The sequence below is a fragment of the Bradyrhizobium sp. USDA 4501 genome (assembly GCF_054062115.1).
Genome location: NZ_JBSSEX010000001.1, coordinates 1,210,317 through 1,226,520, shown reverse-complemented (window position 1 = coordinate 1,226,520; position 16,204 = coordinate 1,210,317). Strand labels below are relative to the sequence as shown.

Here is a 16,204-nt window from a genome sequence, read left to right as displayed (position 1 = left end):
ACCCAGTGACGTGGCGTCTGCTGCGCCAGCTCGTCGCTTCGCTACGGCAAGCGATCATTCCACAGCCCGCAATCGCTCTACTCTGCAGAGCCAGTCACGCTCTCCGGCGACATCTACGCGAGCCACCCAGACATAAGCGCCACTATCAGACTATGATCAAACTATCTTAGCGCCTATGGGCCTTCGCCGGGACGACATACGAGGACGGAGCATTCGATGGCCATCGCCGACACACTGGTGCTGCAACGGCAGCGGCATCTGAAATGGCGGGCGCTCGACCGGCTCGAGCTGATCCTGATGATGCTGTGCGGCCTGCTGTGCTTCGGCTTCTCGCTGTCGGTGACCGCCGATATCGTCACCCGCACCATCGGTCATCCCTGGCTGTGGCTGCAGGAGGTGACCTCGACGCTGTTCATCTACGCGATCTTCATCGGGGCCGCGGTCGCGACACGGCGCAACGACCATCTCTATCTCACCGCGATCTCCGAAGCGCTGCATGGCAGGTCGCGGCTGATCGTCGAGATCGTCATCCGTCTGGTGGTGCTGGGTGTCGCCTTCTGCCTGGTCTGGTACGGCTATCAAAATTACCTCCGAGGCTTCGGCAGCTTCCGCCTGCCGTCCGGTACGCCGATCGCCTCGCTCTATGCGGTGATCCCGCTGTCCGGCATCCTGATCGGCCTGTTCACGATCGAGCAGCTCGTCAATGGGATCCGCAATGGCTTCGACCATCCGGAGCCGCCGGATGACCACCTTCCGATTCCTGCGATCGATACCCGCGCGACGACGGGAGTGCAGCCGTGAGCGCACCGGTCGTGCTTGCGCTGATGTCGTTCTGCTTCCTGTTCTTCGGCTATCTCGGCGTGCCCGTGCCGTTCTCGCTGATGGCTGGCGTGTTCGTCGGCGCAGTGCTATCAGACGTCTCGCTGGCGGCGATCATCCAGAAGGTCTTCGACGGCGTCGATTCCGAGGCGCTGCTTGCGATCCCGTTCTTCCTGCTGGTCGGCGAGCTCATGAGCTCCGCAAATGTCGTGGTCCGCATCGCCAATCTCTCGGTCTCGCTGGTCGGCCATATCAGGGGCGGGCTGTCGCAGGTCGTCGTCGTCTTCAGCATGTTCTTCTCGGAGATGTCCGGCTCGACCACCGCCGACGTCGCGATCATGAGCCGGGCGCTCGGTGGGCCGATGCGGCGGGAAGGGTACGAGCCGGCCTTCATCGCCGCGATCATCGCCTCGGCGTCGACGATCGCAGCGCTGGTGCCGCCGAGCATCACGGCGGTGGTCTATGGCGCGGTCGGCAATGTCTCGATCGCCGGGCTGTTCATGGCCGGTGTGGTCCCCGGACTGATGATCGGCTTCGGGCTGATGATCTACTGCTACTTCTTCGGTCCCTCGGGCCTGCGCAAGCCGCGTGCGCCGCCGCGCCAGGTTGCGTTCGCCGCCGGTGACGCGGCGCTGCCGATGATGATCCCGGTGATCCTGCTGGGCGGCATCCTGACCGGCTGGTTCACGCCGACCGAGGCCGGCGTGGTCGCGGTCGCCTACATCATCGTCGTGGTGATCCCGGCGCTGAACCGCGGGCACCTGAAGAAGATCCCGTATGATTTCTGCCTCGCCGGCCTGATCTTCTCGCTGCCGCTGATCACGATCGGCGCGGCGAACGCGTTCGGCTGGATGCTGGCCTATCTGCGCGGCGCGATCTACATCGCCGACTGGATCACCTCGATCGCCGGTAACGACCCGCACCTCATCATGCTCTTGATGGTGTTGCTGTTCACCGTGGTCGGCGACTTCATCGAGCCGGTGCCGACCATCATCATCTTCATGCCGCTGGTCAACGCCTTGACCCAGGCCGGCGACATCAACGGCGTGCACATGGGCGTGGTGCTGATCGCAACGCTGGCGTTCGGCCTGATCACGCCGCCCTACGGGCTCGTGCTGCTGATGGCCTCGAAATTCGTCGGCATCAGTTTTGCAAAAGCGTTGCGGGCGGCGTTGCCGATCTATGTCGTGTTCCTGGTCACGATCTGCTTCACGATCTATTTTCCGAAGGTCGTGCTGTGGCTGCCCAAGCAGGTGATCCCGGAATCGGTCGGCTGCTTCAAGGCACCCGGCGGCACGGGGTACATTTGCCCGAACTAGCCAAACCTCTACTTCGACTTGCTGGTGAACTTCTTCACGGCGACGCGGAAATCATCGGTATGCATCGCCGTGATGATCTTGTGTTCCTCGGCGTCGAGCTGCTGCTTGGTCGGCGTGGTGGCGGCCTGATAGACCAGTGATTTGGTCCCCGCGATCGCGGCGGGCGGATTTTGCGCCAGACGCTCGGCGAGCTGCCGCGTCGCCGCCTTCAGCTCGGCCGCGGGGACGGTCTTGACGACGAGACCCCATTCATAGGCTTGCTGCGCGGTGAACCCATCCTCGGCCAGGAAAATCTGCAGCGCGCGGCGGGTACCGACCGTGCCGACGATGCCGACCGTGCTGCCGCCATCCGGCGATACGCCGATCTTGGCATAGGCGGGCGTGAAGCGGGCATCCTCTGCGGCGATACACAGGTCGGTCACGAACGCGAGGCCCATGCCGGCTCCGGCCGCCGAACCATGCACGCTGGATAGCACGATCTTCGGCATCCGCCGGACCGTCTCGATGAAGGCATGGTAGTGGTGAAGCATCTCGCCGACCACGGGGGCGACATTGTTGGCTTCGGTCGCGGCGCCGATGGTCTGCAAATCGCCACCGGCGCAGAAGGCGCGGCCTTCGCCCTCGATGACCAGTACGCGAACGTCCTTGTTGGCTTCGACCTCGGCGCTGAGCTGCTCGAGCTTCTTGGCAATCGTCATGTCGATCGCGTTGAACGCGGCCGGCCGGTTCAGTGTGATGGTCGCGATGGCGCCGTCGATGCGGAGCAAAGCGGGGTCGGTGGCGGAGGGGGCGGGTGCTGGCATATTGAAGACCTTGGGCTTGTTGGTTCCGGACATTTAAGGCCTTGGCGGGAGCCGTGGCAATCCGGCCCGGGGGCCGCGGGCGCGCCCAGAATCGCCTGGGACCCCCTTGCATCGGTACGAGCCATGAGGCCAAATGGCGTGCGCCTTCGGTACGCAGACACGAGCGCTGTGGGGACGGGGCAAGCAAGCTAACATCGACAAGAGGAAACGGCATGGGTCACTCCTGCTCGCGCGTATTTGGGTTGTTCCGATGACAGGCTCGGTCATCATCGTCGGCGCCGGACACGCCGGCTTCCAGCTCGCGGCGTCGCTGCGCCAGGCCGGCTTCGCCGAGCGCGTCGCCCTGATCAATGACGAAGGCCATTTGCCGTATCAGCGGCCGCCGCTGTCGAAGGCCTATCTGAAAGGGACCGGCGGGCCCGAGAGCCTGATGTTCCGGCCCGACAAGTTCTACCAGGACAACAAGATCGAGCTGATCACCGATCGCGCCCATGCGATCGACCGCAATGCGCGGAAGGTGGCGCTCGCCTCCGGCGCGTCGCTCGATTACGGACACCTGGTGTTCGCAACCGGCGCGCGGAACCGGCTGCTGGATATCCCCAACGCCAAGCTCGACGCAGTCCGCTACCTGCGCATTCTGGATGAGAGCCAGGCGCTGCGCGACTTGATCGCGCCCGGCATGCGCGTCGTCGTGATCGGTGCGGGCTTCATCGGGCTCGAATTCGCCGCCACTGCCCGGGCCAAGGGCCTCGAGGTCGACGTGGTCGAGCTTGCCTCCCGCGTGATGGCGCGGGCGGTGACCGCGGAGATTTCCGAGTTCTCGCAATCCCGCCACAGCGCGGCCGGCATCCGGATTCACCTCGGGGTGCAGGTCACGGCGATCGAGGCCGATGGCGGCAAGGTTACCGGTGTCAGCCTGAGCAACGGCACGCATATCCCGGCCGACCTCGTCGTGGTCGGCGTCGGTGTGCTGCCGAATGTCGAGCTTGCGGCGGAGGCCGGGCTGCCGGTGGCATCCGGCATCATCGTCGACGAGCATCTGTTGACCGCCGATCCGAATGTCTCCGCGATCGGCGATTGCGCGCTCTACACCAGCAAACGCTTCGGCGGGTCGCTGCGGCTGGAGTCGGTGCAGAATGCGACCGACCATGCGCGCTGCGTGGCGTCGCGGCTGACCGGCAAGACCGAGGTCTATGACGGTCTGCCGTGGTTCTGGAGCGACCAGGGCCCCGACAAGCTGCAGATGGCGGGTCTCACCACCGGCTACGACCGCGTCGTAGTGCGCGGCGACCGCGCGCAGGGCGCGTTCTCGGCGTTCTGCTATCGCGGCGACAAGCTGCTCGGCATCGAATCGATCAATCGCGCCGGCGATCACATGTTCGGCCGCCGGCTGCTCGGCGCCGGCGGCTCGATTACGCCGGAGCAGGCGGCGGATGCGAGCTTTGATCTGAAGAGTGCGCTGGCGCAAATGTAAGCAAGCGTCGTCCCGGCGAAAGCCGGGACCCATACTCCGCGGCAGTCGTTGGCGGAGACGAACGCAGTTGCCACGCGTGTGCCCCCAAACTGTGGCCGGTGGTTATGGGTCCCGGCCTTCGCCGGGACGACTTGGGGAGAGAGCGTCCTCCACCTCATCCGCCGTCGGCATCGACGGCGCGGCTCCCATCCGTTGCACGCAAATCGAGGCGGCGGCGTTGGCGTAGGCCAGCGCGTCGCCGAGCGGCTTGCCGATGGCGAGCTGTGAGGCGAGGGCGCCGACGAAGCAATCGCCGGCGCCTGTGGTGTCGACGGCCTTGACCTCGCGTCCCGGCACGAGCAGCGGCTGGTTGTCGACCAGCGCCAGCACGCCGCGCTTTCCGAGCGTGACGCAGACGATCCTGCCTTGCCCCAACGCCCGGGCCGCCTCGGAGAAGCGCTCCGGCGTATCGCTGTCGCGCAGCCCCGTGCCAGTCAGGTAGCCGAGTTCGGTCTCGTTCAGAACGAGGATGTCGACGAGATCGAGCAGAGCCTTGTCGGCCTGTTTTGCCGGTGCCGGATTGAGGATCGTGGTGGCGCCGACGGCGCGGGCGCGCCGGAAGAAGGCAGCGATCGCCGGCAGCGGGATCTCGAACTGGCTGACCGCGACGTCACCCTTCATAAGTGAGGGGACCTTGACATCATGAGCGTCAACGAGCCCGTTGGCGCCTGGCACGACGACAATCGTGTTGTCGGCATTGGCGAGCGTGATGATCGCCGTGCCGGAATGCGTGCCGTGCGTGGTCTTGACCGAGGTGAGATCGACGCCTTGCGCGGCAAGGAACGCTCGCAGCTCCTTGCCGAACGCATCGGTGCCGAGCCGGCCGATCAGCGTGGTCGCTACGCCGAGCTTGGCCGAAGCCACCGCCTGGTTGGCGCCCTTGCCTCCGGGAAAATAGAGCACGGCCTCGCCGGCGACGGTTTCGCCGATCCGCGGATGGCGCTCGGCGGTCGCCACCACGTCCATATTGATGCTGCCGGCGACGAAGACGTGCCTCATGACTAGCCCCGTTCACCGATATCAGGCCTCGGCGCGAAATTCCTGCTTGACCGCTGCGATATCGGCGAGTGTCGGCAAGCCGGCCTCGTTGCCGAGCTTCTGGATCTTGAAGGTCGAGGCTGCACGCGCGAACTTGAAGTGCTCATGCCAGCCTTTGCTCGGGTTCGAAAGGTAAGAGTAGATGTAGGCGCCGTGGAAGACGTCGCCGGCGCCGTTGGTGTCGATCACGCGCGCGCGCGGGATCGGGAAAGCCGGCAGCGTGCGCACTGTGCCGGCCTCGTCATACCAGAGCAGGCCGCGCTCGCCCATGGTGACGCCGCCGACCTTGCAGCCGCGACCCTTGAGATAGTCGAGCATCTGCTCCGGCGTCTTGTCCATCTGCTCGCACAGGCGTTCGGCGACGATCGCAATGTCGATGAATGCGAGCAGCTCGTGGGTGTTGGTGCGCAGGCCGCCGCCGTCGAGCGAGGTCAGGATGCCGTCCTCGCGGCACAGCTTCGCATAATGGATCGCGGCGTCCGGCTGGTGTCCGTCGATGTGCAGCGCGCGGCAGCCCTTGATGTTCAGCAGCGGAAAGGGGTGGATGTGCTGGTCGTCGCGGCAGCGGACGATCGCGCGCTTGCCGTCGTTCGGCATGATGAAGGACAGCGAGGAGGAGTTGACCTTGCGGGGGTGGAACGAGATGCCGTACCTGTCGGCCATGTCCCAGAACATCCGTCCGAGCCAGTCATTGGCCATGGTGGCGATCAGGTCCGGCGGGACGCCGAGCTTGGCGCAGCAGAATGCTGCGGTCACGGCGTTGCCGCCGAACGACACCGCATAGGCGTCGGCGACGTGCTTTTCGTCGCCGACGGGCATGTGATCTGTGATGAAGGTGACGTCGATATAGGTCTGTCCGATGAAGAGGGCCTGCATTCGCTTTCCGTCGTGGCTTGGTGTGGTCCCGGCCGGCGGTTCCAGACTAGCATTGCTGATCGGCCGATATCGCTGAAAATATTCGCAACCCTGCCTGGTTTACAGGTAGAGATGATGGCTGCGCCGGGCCGTTCTGGCATGCGGCATAACGGCCGGCGGCAGTCCGTGGTTCCGGGTTGGGTTAAGGGAGAAACACAATGACGGCAGATTCGGGGAGGTTGCAGCCATGATTACCGGTCTCGATCACATCGTCGTCCTGACCAGTGACATCGCTGCTGCCAGCGCGGCCTACGAGGCGCTGTTCGCGCGGACGCCTTCCTGGCGCTACAGTGGCGGTGGTGCGAACCGCACGCTGTTCACGCTCGACAACACCACGCTGGAATTGGTGGCGCCGCTCGGCGACGATGACGCAGCCCAGCGCATCCGCAGCTCGCTCGTTACGCAAGGTGAGGGGCTTGCGAGCCTCTGCTTCCGCACCAGCGACATCGCCAGGACACACCGCCGGCTCGACCGGCTGACGCTGAAGCCCGAACCAGTCACTGAAGTCGAAAGCCGCGACGAGACCAGCGGCGCCGTGCTGTCGTGGAAGCGTACGCGGGCCGCGACCGATGCGACGCGCGGCGTGCGCATGTTCTTCCTGGAACGCGAGCAGGAGCGGCCGTTGTCGGTGCGTACCACGACCGCATCGATCACCGCGATGGATCATGTGGTGGTTTCGACCGCCGATCCGGAACGCGCCGCCGCGCTCTATGGCGCGCGGCTCGGGCTCGACATGGCGCTCGACCGGTCGCATCCGGAGTGGGGCCGGCTGATGTTCTTCCGCTGCGGCGACCTCGTGGTCGAGGTCACGCACCGGCCGAGCAAGGAAAACGACAAGGCGGAGGCCGACGCGCCGGACCGGCTGCGCGGCATCTGCTGGCGCGTCGCCGATATCGATGCCACACGTGCGCGGCTGATCGCCGCTGGCGTCGACGTCTCCGAGGTCCGTAACGGCCGCAAGCCCGGCACGCGCGTGATGACGGTGCGGAACGGCACGTGCGGTGTGCCGACGCTGCTGGTGCAGCCGTCGCAAGGAAAGCCAGACTAGGCTGCGTTTCATGCGCGTGTCGTGCCGGCAGCGTGCATCCGGGAATGGCAGAGAGGACGCTGCATGTCGCGTCGGCGAGAAATATTCCCGCATGGCCGTCACGACAACATTCGTTCTCAAACGTCGTTCGTCATGCTACATTCATCAATTCAGCATCACGGGCGATCGATTTGGCCAAGGCAAAGCGAATACAGAGATGGCAGCGCGACCCCCAGGGGATGCGGCTGCGGATTCTCGAGGCGGCCAAGCAGGAATTCGCCGCCCATGGCCTCGCCGGGGCGCGGGTCGATCGCATCGCGGCCAATGCCGACGCCAACAAACGTATGCTGTACTACCACGTCGGCAACAAAGAGGATCTTTATCTCGAGGTGCTGGAAGGCGCCTATGAGAAGATCCGTGCCGAGGAACGCACCCTCGATCTCGAGCATCTCGATCCGCCCGAGGCAATCGGGCGCCTGATCGACTTCACGTGGAACTATTTTCTGCGCAACCCCGAGTTCCTGGCGCTGCTGAACACCGAAAACCTCGCCAAGGCAAAACACCTGAAGCGTTCGACCAAGGTCAAGTCGATGCACTCGCCCTTTGTCGAGATGATCCGCACCGTGGTGACGCGCGGGGTCGAGAGCGGCGATTTCCGCGTCGCGGTCGATCCGGTGCAGCTCTACATCTCGATCGCCGGGCTCGCATTCTTCTATCTCTCCAACAGCGCCACGCTGAGCGTGATCTTCGGCCGCGACCTCTTGAAGAAGGACGCCCGCGACGAGCGCCTCGAGCATATGACCGCGCTGGTGCTGGCGGCGCTGACCGGCAAATCTACGGCGGCGTTCGGCGGCGCGATGCCGGTGCTGCGCGCGGCGGAACATCGCGTGGTGTGAGGGCTCGCGATCATTGCGGTGATCCGTAGCCCGGATTGAGCCAACGGGTCGCGCGAACGCGCGCCCGATGACAGGCTCCGCGCAATCCGGGGAGTTGCATCCGCGGATAGCGGTCCCGGATTTCGCTGCGCTTCATCCGGGCTACGAAGTCTCATCCGACAAAAATTCTCGCCTGACGAAAGTTGCATATTTCGGCGCGATTTGCCGCGCGCTTGGGGCTGGACAGTATTTATCCAACGGGTTAATTTCTGAACGAACAGAGAGACTGCAAAGGGAGCGTGACGTGGCGGAGGCAAAGAGCCCTTCGGGCCTGTCGAAGGTGCTGAATGCGGCGTGGGTACGTCCGTTCCTGTTTTTGGTCGTCATCGTGGCGGCCTGGGACCTTGCGATCCGCTTGTTCCATATTCCGGCCTACCAAATTCCCTCGCCGGGCGACGTCGTCGCGGTGCTCTGGAGCGACTGGCCGGAGCTGTTGCGGCAGTCCTGGCCGACCACCTATGCAACGATTTGCGGCTTCCTGCTCTCGGCGCTGTTCGGCATTCCCGTAGCGATGCTGATCGCGGGTTCGAAGACGGTCGAGAGCTACGTTTATCCGCTGCTGGTGTTCTCCCAATCCGTGCCGAAGATCGCGATCGCGCCGCTGTTCGTGGTGTGGTTCGGCTTCGGCATCATCCCCAAGGTGATCTCCGCGTTCCTGCTCGGCTTCTTCCCAGTGGTGGTCTCGGCGGTACAGGGCTTCAAATCGGTCGACCCTGATATGGTCGATCTGGCGCGCGCGATGCAGGGCAGCCGCTTCCAGGTGTTCCGCGCGGTCAACCTGCCGCACGCGATGCCTGCGATTTTCTCCGGCCTGAAAGTCTCGGTGACGCTCGCCGTGGTCGGCGCCGTCGTCGGCGAGTTCGTCGGCTCCAACTCCGGCATCGGCTATGTGATGCAGCGCTCGATCGGTACCTTCGACCTGCCGACGATGTTCGCCGCGCTGGTGATCCTCGCGCTGCTCGGCGTCATCCTGTTCTGGATCGTCGACCGCATCGAGCGGCTGGTGATCCCCTGGCACGTCAGCCAGCGCGATGACATCATTTTTGCTTCCTAGGGATATCGCAGAGCCACCTAACGAAAAGGGAAACCGTCATTGCGAGCGAAGCGAAGCAATCCATCGCGCCACAAGCTGAGAAATGGATTGCTTCGTCGCTCTCGCTCCTCGCAATGACGAAAAACAGGGAGAGAACGTGATGCGATTGATCACTGCTGTCATTGCCGCACTGGCCTGGACCGCGCTTGCGGTGGCCCCTGCATCTGCGGCCGACAAGGTCGTGCTGATGCTGAACTGGTACGTCTACGGCGAGCACGCGCCGTTCTATTACGGCAAGGCCAAGGGCATCTATGCCACTGAGGGCATCGACCTCGAGATCCAGGAAGGCCGCGGCTCGGCCGCGACCACGCAGGCGGTGGCCGCCAAGACCGCCGATTTCGGCTATGTCGACGTGCCGACGATGATGCGCGCGGCCGTGAAGGGTGCGCCGGTGATTGCCACCGGCGTGCTGCTGCAGACCAGCCCGATGTCGGCGATGAGCCTTGCCGACAAGAACATCAGGAAGCCGGAGGACATCAAGGGCAAGACGGTCGCGATCACGCCGGCGGATTCGATGACGCAGATCTGGCCGCTGTTCCTGAAGAAGACCGGTCTGAAGGAAAGCGATTTCAACACCGTCGCCGGCGACGGCCAGACCAAGCTCAACGCCGTGATCAACGGCCAGGCCGACCTGCTGCTCGGCTACGTCATGGACCAGTCGATGAAGATCAAGGACGCCACCGGCAAGGACGTCTATCCGATCAAGTTCGCCGACTACGCCATCAACATGGTGTCGTCGGGCATCATCGCGAACTCCGACTATGTGAGGGCCAATGCCGACCTGGTCCGCCGCTTCATGTCGGCGACGACAAAGGCGGTGGAAGCCGCGGAGAAGGACCCCAAGGCCGCTGCGCAGTCGATCCTCGACGCCAACCCGAAGGGCGGCAAGATCGACACGTTGACGCAAGGCTTCGAGCTGACGATCCCGCTCTATCGTACGCCGGAGACCAGGACCAAGCGGCCGTTCCAGGTCACCGACCAGAACATGACCGAGTCGGTCAATTTGATGGTCGAGTATGGCGGCCTCGACGCCAAGGCCAAGGCCAATCCGAAGGCGTTCTACACCAACGACTATCTGCCGAAGGGTGACTCGTGAGCGCAACAAACACCGTCATTCCGGGGCGATGCAAAGCATCGCCCCCGGAATCTCGGGATTCCGGGTCTGGTCCTTCGGACCATCCCGGAATGACAGCATTCTACATCCCAGTGGATTCGGCAGAATGAATCCCGCAACCAAACCAGCCGATGTTCCGCCCGCAGCGCATCTGCGCCTGGTGTCGGACCGCGCGGCGGGAGCCACGCCGGGTATCAAACTGTCCGGCGTGTCGAAGACCTACCGGTCGCGCGACGGCGATGTGCCGTCGCTGCGGCCGCTCGACTTCACCATCAATGACGGCGAATTCTTCGTTGTGGTCGGGCCCTCCGGCTGCGGCAAGTCCACGCTGCTCAAGATGATCTCGGGCCTGCTGCCGCCGACGACCGGCGAGGTGCTGGTCGACGGCGAGCCGGTGACCAGGCCGCACGGCAATGTCGGCATCGTGTTCCAGAACGCGCTACTGCTGCCGTGGCGCAACATCCTCTCCAACGTGATGTTGCCGATCGACATGAAGCAGCTGCCGCGGGACAAGTATCTCGCGCGCGCCAAGGATCTGCTGAAGCTGGTCGGCCTCGAAGGTTTCGAGAAGAAGCTGCCCTGGCAGCTTTCCGGCGGCATGCAGCAGCGCGCCTCGATCTGTCGCGCCCTGGTGCACGACCCCAAGATCATGCTGATGGACGAGCCGTTCGGCGCGCTCGACGCCATGACGCGCGAGCGGATGAATGTCGAATTGATGCGGATCCAGCGCGAGACCGGCAAGACGGTCCTGTTGATCACGCACTCGATCCCGGAAGCCGTGTTCCTCGCCGACCGCGTGCTCGTGATGACCGAGCGGCCCGGCGCGATCGCCGCGATCTACGACGTGCCGATGCCACGGCCGCGCTCGCTCGAGACGATGTCCGATCCTGTCTTCAACGAACTGGTGCAGCGGATCCGGAAGCATTTCTTCTCACAGGGGTCGCTGGACTAACACCCGAGCCGTCAATGCCGCTTCGCCTTAAAGTCAACGATATCGCCTTCTTCGAACGGCCGCTGGTGTTCGCCCGGCCGTTCCGCTTCGGCGCGGTGACGATCACCGCATCGACGCAGATGTTCGTGCGGGTCGAGATCGAGGTGGAAGGCAAGGGCCGCGCCACCGGCGCCAGCGCCGAGATGCTGGCGCCGAAATGGTTCGACAAGCGGCCGCATCTGACCGAAGCGCAGTCGCTCGACGGGCTTCGCCGCTCGCTTGCGGTTGCGCGCGAGCTCTATCTGACGAACAGGGGCTTTGACACCGCGTTCGGCTTGCATGCCGCGTGTATCGGCCCGCAGGTTGAGGCCTGCGCTGCCGAAGACATTCCGCCGCTTGCCGCCGGCTTCGGTCCGGCCGAGATCGACAAGGCGATCCTGGATGCGCTGCTGCGCGCGACCGGCGCGAATTTCTTCGACGGCATGGCCGGCAATATCGCCGGCATCGACGCGCGGCTGACGCCTGATCTAGACGACGCGGCGATCGCGCGGTTTCTGTCGACGCGCCAACGGCTCGAGCGTGTCGCCGTCAGGCACACGGTCGGAATGGACGACAAGGTTGAAGGCGAGGGCGGCGTCGCCGACCGCAACGAGAACGCCGGTGCGCGCTATTTCAAGCTTAAGCTGAACGGCGATCCCGCACATGACGCGGCGCGGCTGGCGCGGATCGGCGGCGAGCTCGCAAAGCTGCCTTACGCAACCAGGATCACGCTCGACGCCAACGAGCAATATGCCGACCTTGCCGCGCTGAACGCGCTGGTCGACCGGCTCGACCATGACGCGGCGCTGCAGCCGATCAGGGCAAAACTGCTCTATATCGAGCAGCCGATGCCGCGCGATATCACAAGAGCCTCGCCGCTCGGGAAACTGGCGGCGTACGGCATCATCATCGACGAAGCCGACGATTCCTATGACGCATTCCCGCAGGCCCGCGTGCTCGGCTATCGCGGCATCTCCTCGAAATCCTGCAAGGGCATCTACAAGTCCATCATCAACGCCACCCGCGCGGCGGCGTGGAGCGCGGACGGCGAGCGGTATTTCGTCAGCGGCGAGGACCTGACCTGCCAGGCCGGGCTCGGCGTGCAGCAGGACCTCGCGCTCGGCGCGCTGATCGGCGTCACCCATGCCGAGCGCAACGGACATCATTATGTCGATGGCTTTGCCGACACCCCGGTTGACGAGGCCGACGCCTTCCTCACCGCGCATCCCGATCTCTACACGCGCGAGCGCGGCAAGGTCCGCCTCGCGATCCATGACGGCGATCTGCTGACCGGATCGATCGCCGTCGCACCGGGCTTTGCCAGTTCGATCCATCCGGACTGGTCCACCATGCAGCCGCTCAAGCGGCCAACACCACGCGTTTCGCAGGAGCAAGCAGTATGACGACCAAACGCCTCGGCCTGATCATGAACGGCGTCACCGGCCGAATGGGGCTCAACCAGCATCTGATCCGCTCGATCGTCGCGATCCGCGAGCAGGGCGGCGTGCAGCTTGCGAACGGCGACCGCGTCATGCCCGATCCGATCCTGGTCGGCCGCGACGCCGAGAAGGTCGGCGCGTTGGCAAAACGCTACAACATCGAGCGCCACACCACTGATCTCGATCGTGCTCTCGCCGACAAGGGCGACACCGTGTTCTTCGACGCCGCGACCACGCAGGCGCGGCCCTCGCTGCTGACCAAGGCGATCAACGCCGGCAAGCATGTCTATTGCGAGAAGCCGATCGCGACCAACCTCGAGGAGGCCGTTGCGGTCGTGAAGCTCGCCAATGCCAGGGGCCTCAAGCACGGCACCGTGCAGGACAAGCTGTTCCTGCCGGGCCTGAAGAAGCTCGCTTTCCTGCGCGACTCCGGCTTCTTCGGCCGCATGCTCTCGGTGCGCGGCGAGTTCGGCTACTGGGTGTTCGAGGGCGGTTGGCAGGAAGCGCAGCGGCCGTCGTGGAATTACCGTGTCGAGGATGGCGGCGGCATCATCCTCGACATGGTCTGCCACTGGCGCTACGTGCTCGACAATCTGTTCGGCGAGGTCGAGAGCGTGACCTGCCTCGGCACGACTGACATCCCCGAGCGCTATGACGAGAAGGGCAAGAAATACCAGGCGACCGCCGATGATTCCGCCTACGCCACCTTCCGCCTGAAGGGCGGCGTCATTGCGCACATCAACATGAGCTGGGTGACGCGTGTCTACCGCGACGACCTCGTCACCTTCCAGGTCGACGGCACCCATGGCTCGGCGGTGGCGGGCCTGACCGACTGCGTGATCCAGGCACGCCAGGCGACGCCGCGGCCGGTGTGGAATCCGGACGAGAAGCGGATGCATGATTTCTATGCCGACTGGCAGAAGCTGCCTGAGAACGTCGTCTACGACAACGGCTTCAAGGAACAGTGGGAGATGTTCATCCGCCATGTCTGCGAGGACGCGCCCTACAAATACACCCTGCTCGAAGGTGCCAAGGGCGTGCAGCTCGCCGAATGCGCGCTGAGGAGCTGGAAGGAGCGGCGCTGGATCGACGTCGCCCCGATATCAGTCTGAGAAGGGACCTTGCCATGAACAAGCCAGTCCGGCCGATATCATCGCTGTCGCTGAAGCTGCCGACCGCTGGCGGCGGCCTCGAGACCTATCGCCTGGCGGCGTCGCGGACCTTTCCGGCGAAGCTCGAGGGTACGCTGAACCGCGTGGCATTCTCGGCCGCGCATGTGGTGGCCGATCCGCGCGCCGACGTCGATCCCTGGCTGGCCGCGGCGATCGACTGGGACAGGACGATCGCGTTTCGTGAGCACGTCTGGGACCTCGGCCTCGGCGTCGCCGAAGCCATGGACACCGCGCAGCGCGGCATGGGGCTGGACTGGGCGACCTCGCTCGAACTGATCCAGCGCTCGGTGAAGGCGGCCAAGGCCAGGGGCAATGCGCTGGTGTTCTCCGGCGCCGGCACCGACCATCTCGCGGTCGAGCACGCCAGGTCGATCGACAATGTGATCCACGCCTATGAGGAGCAGATCGCGGCGGTGGAGAAAGCCGGCGGCCGCATCATCCTGATGGCCTCGCGCGCATTGGCAAAGCTCGGCAAGAGCGCTGACGACTACGCCAGGGTCTACGACCGCGTGCTGTCGCAGGTTCGTGAGCCCGCGATCATCCATTGGCTCGGCGACATGTTCGATCCGGCGCTATCAGGTTACTGGGGCACGGCCGATCTCGACAAGGCGATGGATACGGCGGTTGCGATCATCAACGCCAATGCGGCCAAGGTCGATGGCGTCAAAGTCTCGCTGCTCGACAGGCAGCGTGAGATCGACATGCGGCGCCGGCTCGATCCGCGGGTCAAGATGTACACCGGCGACGACTTCAACTATGCCGAACTGATCGCCGGCGACGACAAGGGATTTTCCCACGCGCTGCTCGGCATTTTCGATGCGATCGCACCGGCGGCGTCCTACGCGCTGTCGCGGCTCGCCGCCGGCGACGAGGCCGGCTTCCACGACGTGCTGGGACCGACGGTGCCGCTGTCGCGCCACATCTTCAGGGCGCCGACGCGCTTCTACAAGACCGGCATCGTGTTCATGGCTTATCTCAACGGGCACCAGGATCACTTCACCATGGTCGGCGGGCAGGAGAGCGCGCGCTCGACCTTGCATCTTGCCGTGCTGTTCCGGCTCGCCGACAAGGCTGGTCTGCTCGCCAATCCGGAGCTCGCGACGCGCCGGATGGCGACGATCCTGGCCACGCGCGGCATCGACGGCTGATGCGCGACTTTTCCAACGACCACCGCTGGCTGTCGCTGAACACGGCGACCGTCCGCAAGCAGGGCGATCTTCTCGCCATCGTCGAGGCCTGCGCGCGCCATGGCATCCGCGCCATCGATCCCTGGCGCGACCAGGTTGCAGCCGTCGGCCTCGATCGCGCCGTCCGTGCGGTCAAGGATGCCGGGCTCGATCTGTCGGGCTATTGCCGCGGCGGCATGTTCACGGCAGATGGCGTGCATCGCAGCGAAGCGCGCGACGACAATCGCCGTGCGGTCGACGAGGCGGCCGCGCTCGGCGCCTCCTGCATCGTGCTGGTGGTCGGCGGCCTGCCGCAATATTCGCGGCCGGGCAGCGCGGCGTCGAAGGATATTGCGTTGGCACGATCGCAGGTGCATGACGGCATCGCCGAGATGCTGGACTATGCGAAACAAGCAAAGCTGCCGCTCGCGATCGAGCCGCTGCATCCGGCCTATGCCGCCGACCGCGCCTGCGTGAACACCACAAGGCATGCGCTCGATATCTGCGACGCACTCGATCCCGGCAGAACCGGCGCGATCGGCGTCGCGCTCGACGTCTATCACATCTGGTGGGATCCGGAGCTGATGCGCCAGATCGCGCGCGCCGGCCAGGATCGCCTGCTCGCGTTCCATGTCTGCGACTGGCTGGTGCCGACCAAGGACATCCTCAACGACCGCGGCATGATGGGTGACGGCGTCATCGACATCAGATCGGTGCGCGCCGCCGTCGAGGCGCAGGGCTTTGACGGCTATTCGGAGATTGAGATCTTTTCGAATGACTGGTGGGGCCGTCCGCTGGACGAAGTGCTGCGAACCTGCATCGAGCGGCACCGGACGGTGGTCTAGTACGCCGTCAGGTGGGCACGGCGCTGCATGCTTCCC

The 16,204-nt window shown here is 64.7% G+C and carries 15 protein-coding genes; 12 read left to right on the top strand and 3 right to left on the bottom strand.

The window, feature by feature from the left end; genetic code table 11:
- Positions 1-216: 216 nt before the first annotated feature.
- Both ACVWZM_RS05815 and ACVWZM_RS05810 read left to right on the top strand, forming a co-directional pair.
- A complete protein-coding gene (locus ACVWZM_RS05815) occupies positions 217-801 on the top strand; it encodes a TRAP transporter small permease (RefSeq protein WP_076826996.1) in 585 nt (194 codons plus the stop codon).
- Positions 798-2,138, top strand: coding sequence for a TRAP transporter large permease (locus ACVWZM_RS05810; protein ID WP_456852172.1), 1,341 nt, complete (start codon positions 798-800; stop codon positions 2,136-2,138). The genes ACVWZM_RS05815 and ACVWZM_RS05810 overlap by 4 nt, the downstream gene beginning before the upstream one ends.
- 8 nt (positions 2,139-2,146) lie before the next feature.
- On the opposite strand, the gene ACVWZM_RS05805 is transcribed toward ACVWZM_RS05810, so the two are convergent.
- The gene (locus tag ACVWZM_RS05805; RefSeq protein WP_253587458.1) at positions 2,147-2,941 is read right to left on the bottom strand and encodes an enoyl-CoA hydratase/isomerase family protein; all 795 of its coding nucleotides are present in this window, start codon (positions 2,939-2,941) and stop codon (positions 2,147-2,149) included.
- Positions 2,942-3,191: 250 nt separating this feature from the next.
- On the opposite strand from ACVWZM_RS05805, the gene ACVWZM_RS05800 reads away from it, so the two are divergent.
- On the top strand, positions 3,192-4,415 hold the full coding sequence (locus tag ACVWZM_RS05800; RefSeq protein WP_456852170.1) for an NAD(P)/FAD-dependent oxidoreductase: 1,224 nt from the start codon (positions 3,192-3,194) through the stop codon (positions 4,413-4,415).
- 102 nt (positions 4,416-4,517) lie between these two features.
- On the opposite strand, the gene rbsK is transcribed toward ACVWZM_RS05800, so the two are convergent.
- Both rbsK and ACVWZM_RS05790 read right to left on the bottom strand, forming a co-directional pair.
- Positions 4,518-5,453 (bottom strand): ribokinase, encoded by a 936-nt coding sequence (gene rbsK, locus ACVWZM_RS05795; protein ID WP_168857803.1) that lies wholly within the window; start codon positions 5,451-5,453, stop codon positions 4,518-4,520.
- A gap of 21 nt (positions 5,454-5,474) precedes the next feature.
- A complete protein-coding gene (locus tag ACVWZM_RS05790; RefSeq protein ID WP_028331857.1) occupies positions 5,475-6,368 on the bottom strand; it encodes a sugar kinase in 894 nt (297 codons plus the stop codon).
- Between the two features lie 226 nt (positions 6,369-6,594).
- Between ACVWZM_RS05790 and ACVWZM_RS05785 the strand changes: the two genes are divergently transcribed.
- The 9 genes from ACVWZM_RS05785 (at position 6,595) to ACVWZM_RS05745 (ending at position 16,168) form a co-directional block, all read left to right on the top strand.
- On the top strand, positions 6,595-7,455 hold the full coding sequence (locus ACVWZM_RS05785) for a VOC family protein (protein ID WP_456852168.1): 861 nt from the start codon (positions 6,595-6,597) through the stop codon (positions 7,453-7,455).
- Between the two features lie 218 nt (positions 7,456-7,673).
- A complete protein-coding gene (locus ACVWZM_RS05780; RefSeq protein WP_057017592.1) occupies positions 7,674-8,330 on the top strand; it encodes a TetR/AcrR family transcriptional regulator in 657 nt (218 codons plus the stop codon).
- Between the two features lie 283 nt (positions 8,331-8,613).
- Entirely contained in the window at positions 8,614-9,423 is an 810-nt protein-coding gene (locus ACVWZM_RS05775; RefSeq protein ID WP_016842153.1) for an ABC transporter permease, read from the top strand.
- A 136-nt stretch (positions 9,424-9,559) separates the two neighbouring features.
- A complete protein-coding gene (locus tag ACVWZM_RS05770) occupies positions 9,560-10,558 on the top strand; it encodes an ABC transporter substrate-binding protein (protein WP_456852166.1) in 999 nt (332 codons plus the stop codon).
- Between the two features lie 124 nt (positions 10,559-10,682).
- Complete coding sequence (locus tag ACVWZM_RS05765; protein ID WP_168857800.1) at positions 10,683-11,528, top strand: ABC transporter ATP-binding protein; 846 nt, start codon at positions 10,683-10,685, stop codon at positions 11,526-11,528.
- A gap of 14 nt (positions 11,529-11,542) precedes the next feature.
- Positions 11,543-12,949, top strand: coding sequence for a hypothetical protein (locus ACVWZM_RS05760; RefSeq protein ID WP_456852164.1), 1,407 nt, complete (start codon positions 11,543-11,545; stop codon positions 12,947-12,949).
- The gene (locus tag ACVWZM_RS05755; protein ID WP_456852162.1) at positions 12,946-14,097 is read left to right on the top strand and encodes a Gfo/Idh/MocA family protein; all 1,152 of its coding nucleotides are present in this window, start codon (positions 12,946-12,948) and stop codon (positions 14,095-14,097) included. Before ACVWZM_RS05760 ends, ACVWZM_RS05755 begins: the two co-directional genes overlap by 4 nt.
- Positions 14,098-14,111: 14 nt before the next feature.
- The gene (locus ACVWZM_RS05750) at positions 14,112-15,305 is read left to right on the top strand and encodes a dihydrodipicolinate synthase family protein (RefSeq protein ID WP_456852160.1); all 1,194 of its coding nucleotides are present in this window, start codon (positions 14,112-14,114) and stop codon (positions 15,303-15,305) included.
- The gene (locus tag ACVWZM_RS05745; protein ID WP_168857796.1) at positions 15,305-16,168 is read left to right on the top strand and encodes a sugar phosphate isomerase/epimerase family protein; all 864 of its coding nucleotides are present in this window, start codon (positions 15,305-15,307) and stop codon (positions 16,166-16,168) included. Before ACVWZM_RS05750 ends, ACVWZM_RS05745 begins: the two co-directional genes overlap by 1 nt.
- The last annotated feature ends 36 nt before the right edge of the window (positions 16,169-16,204 follow it).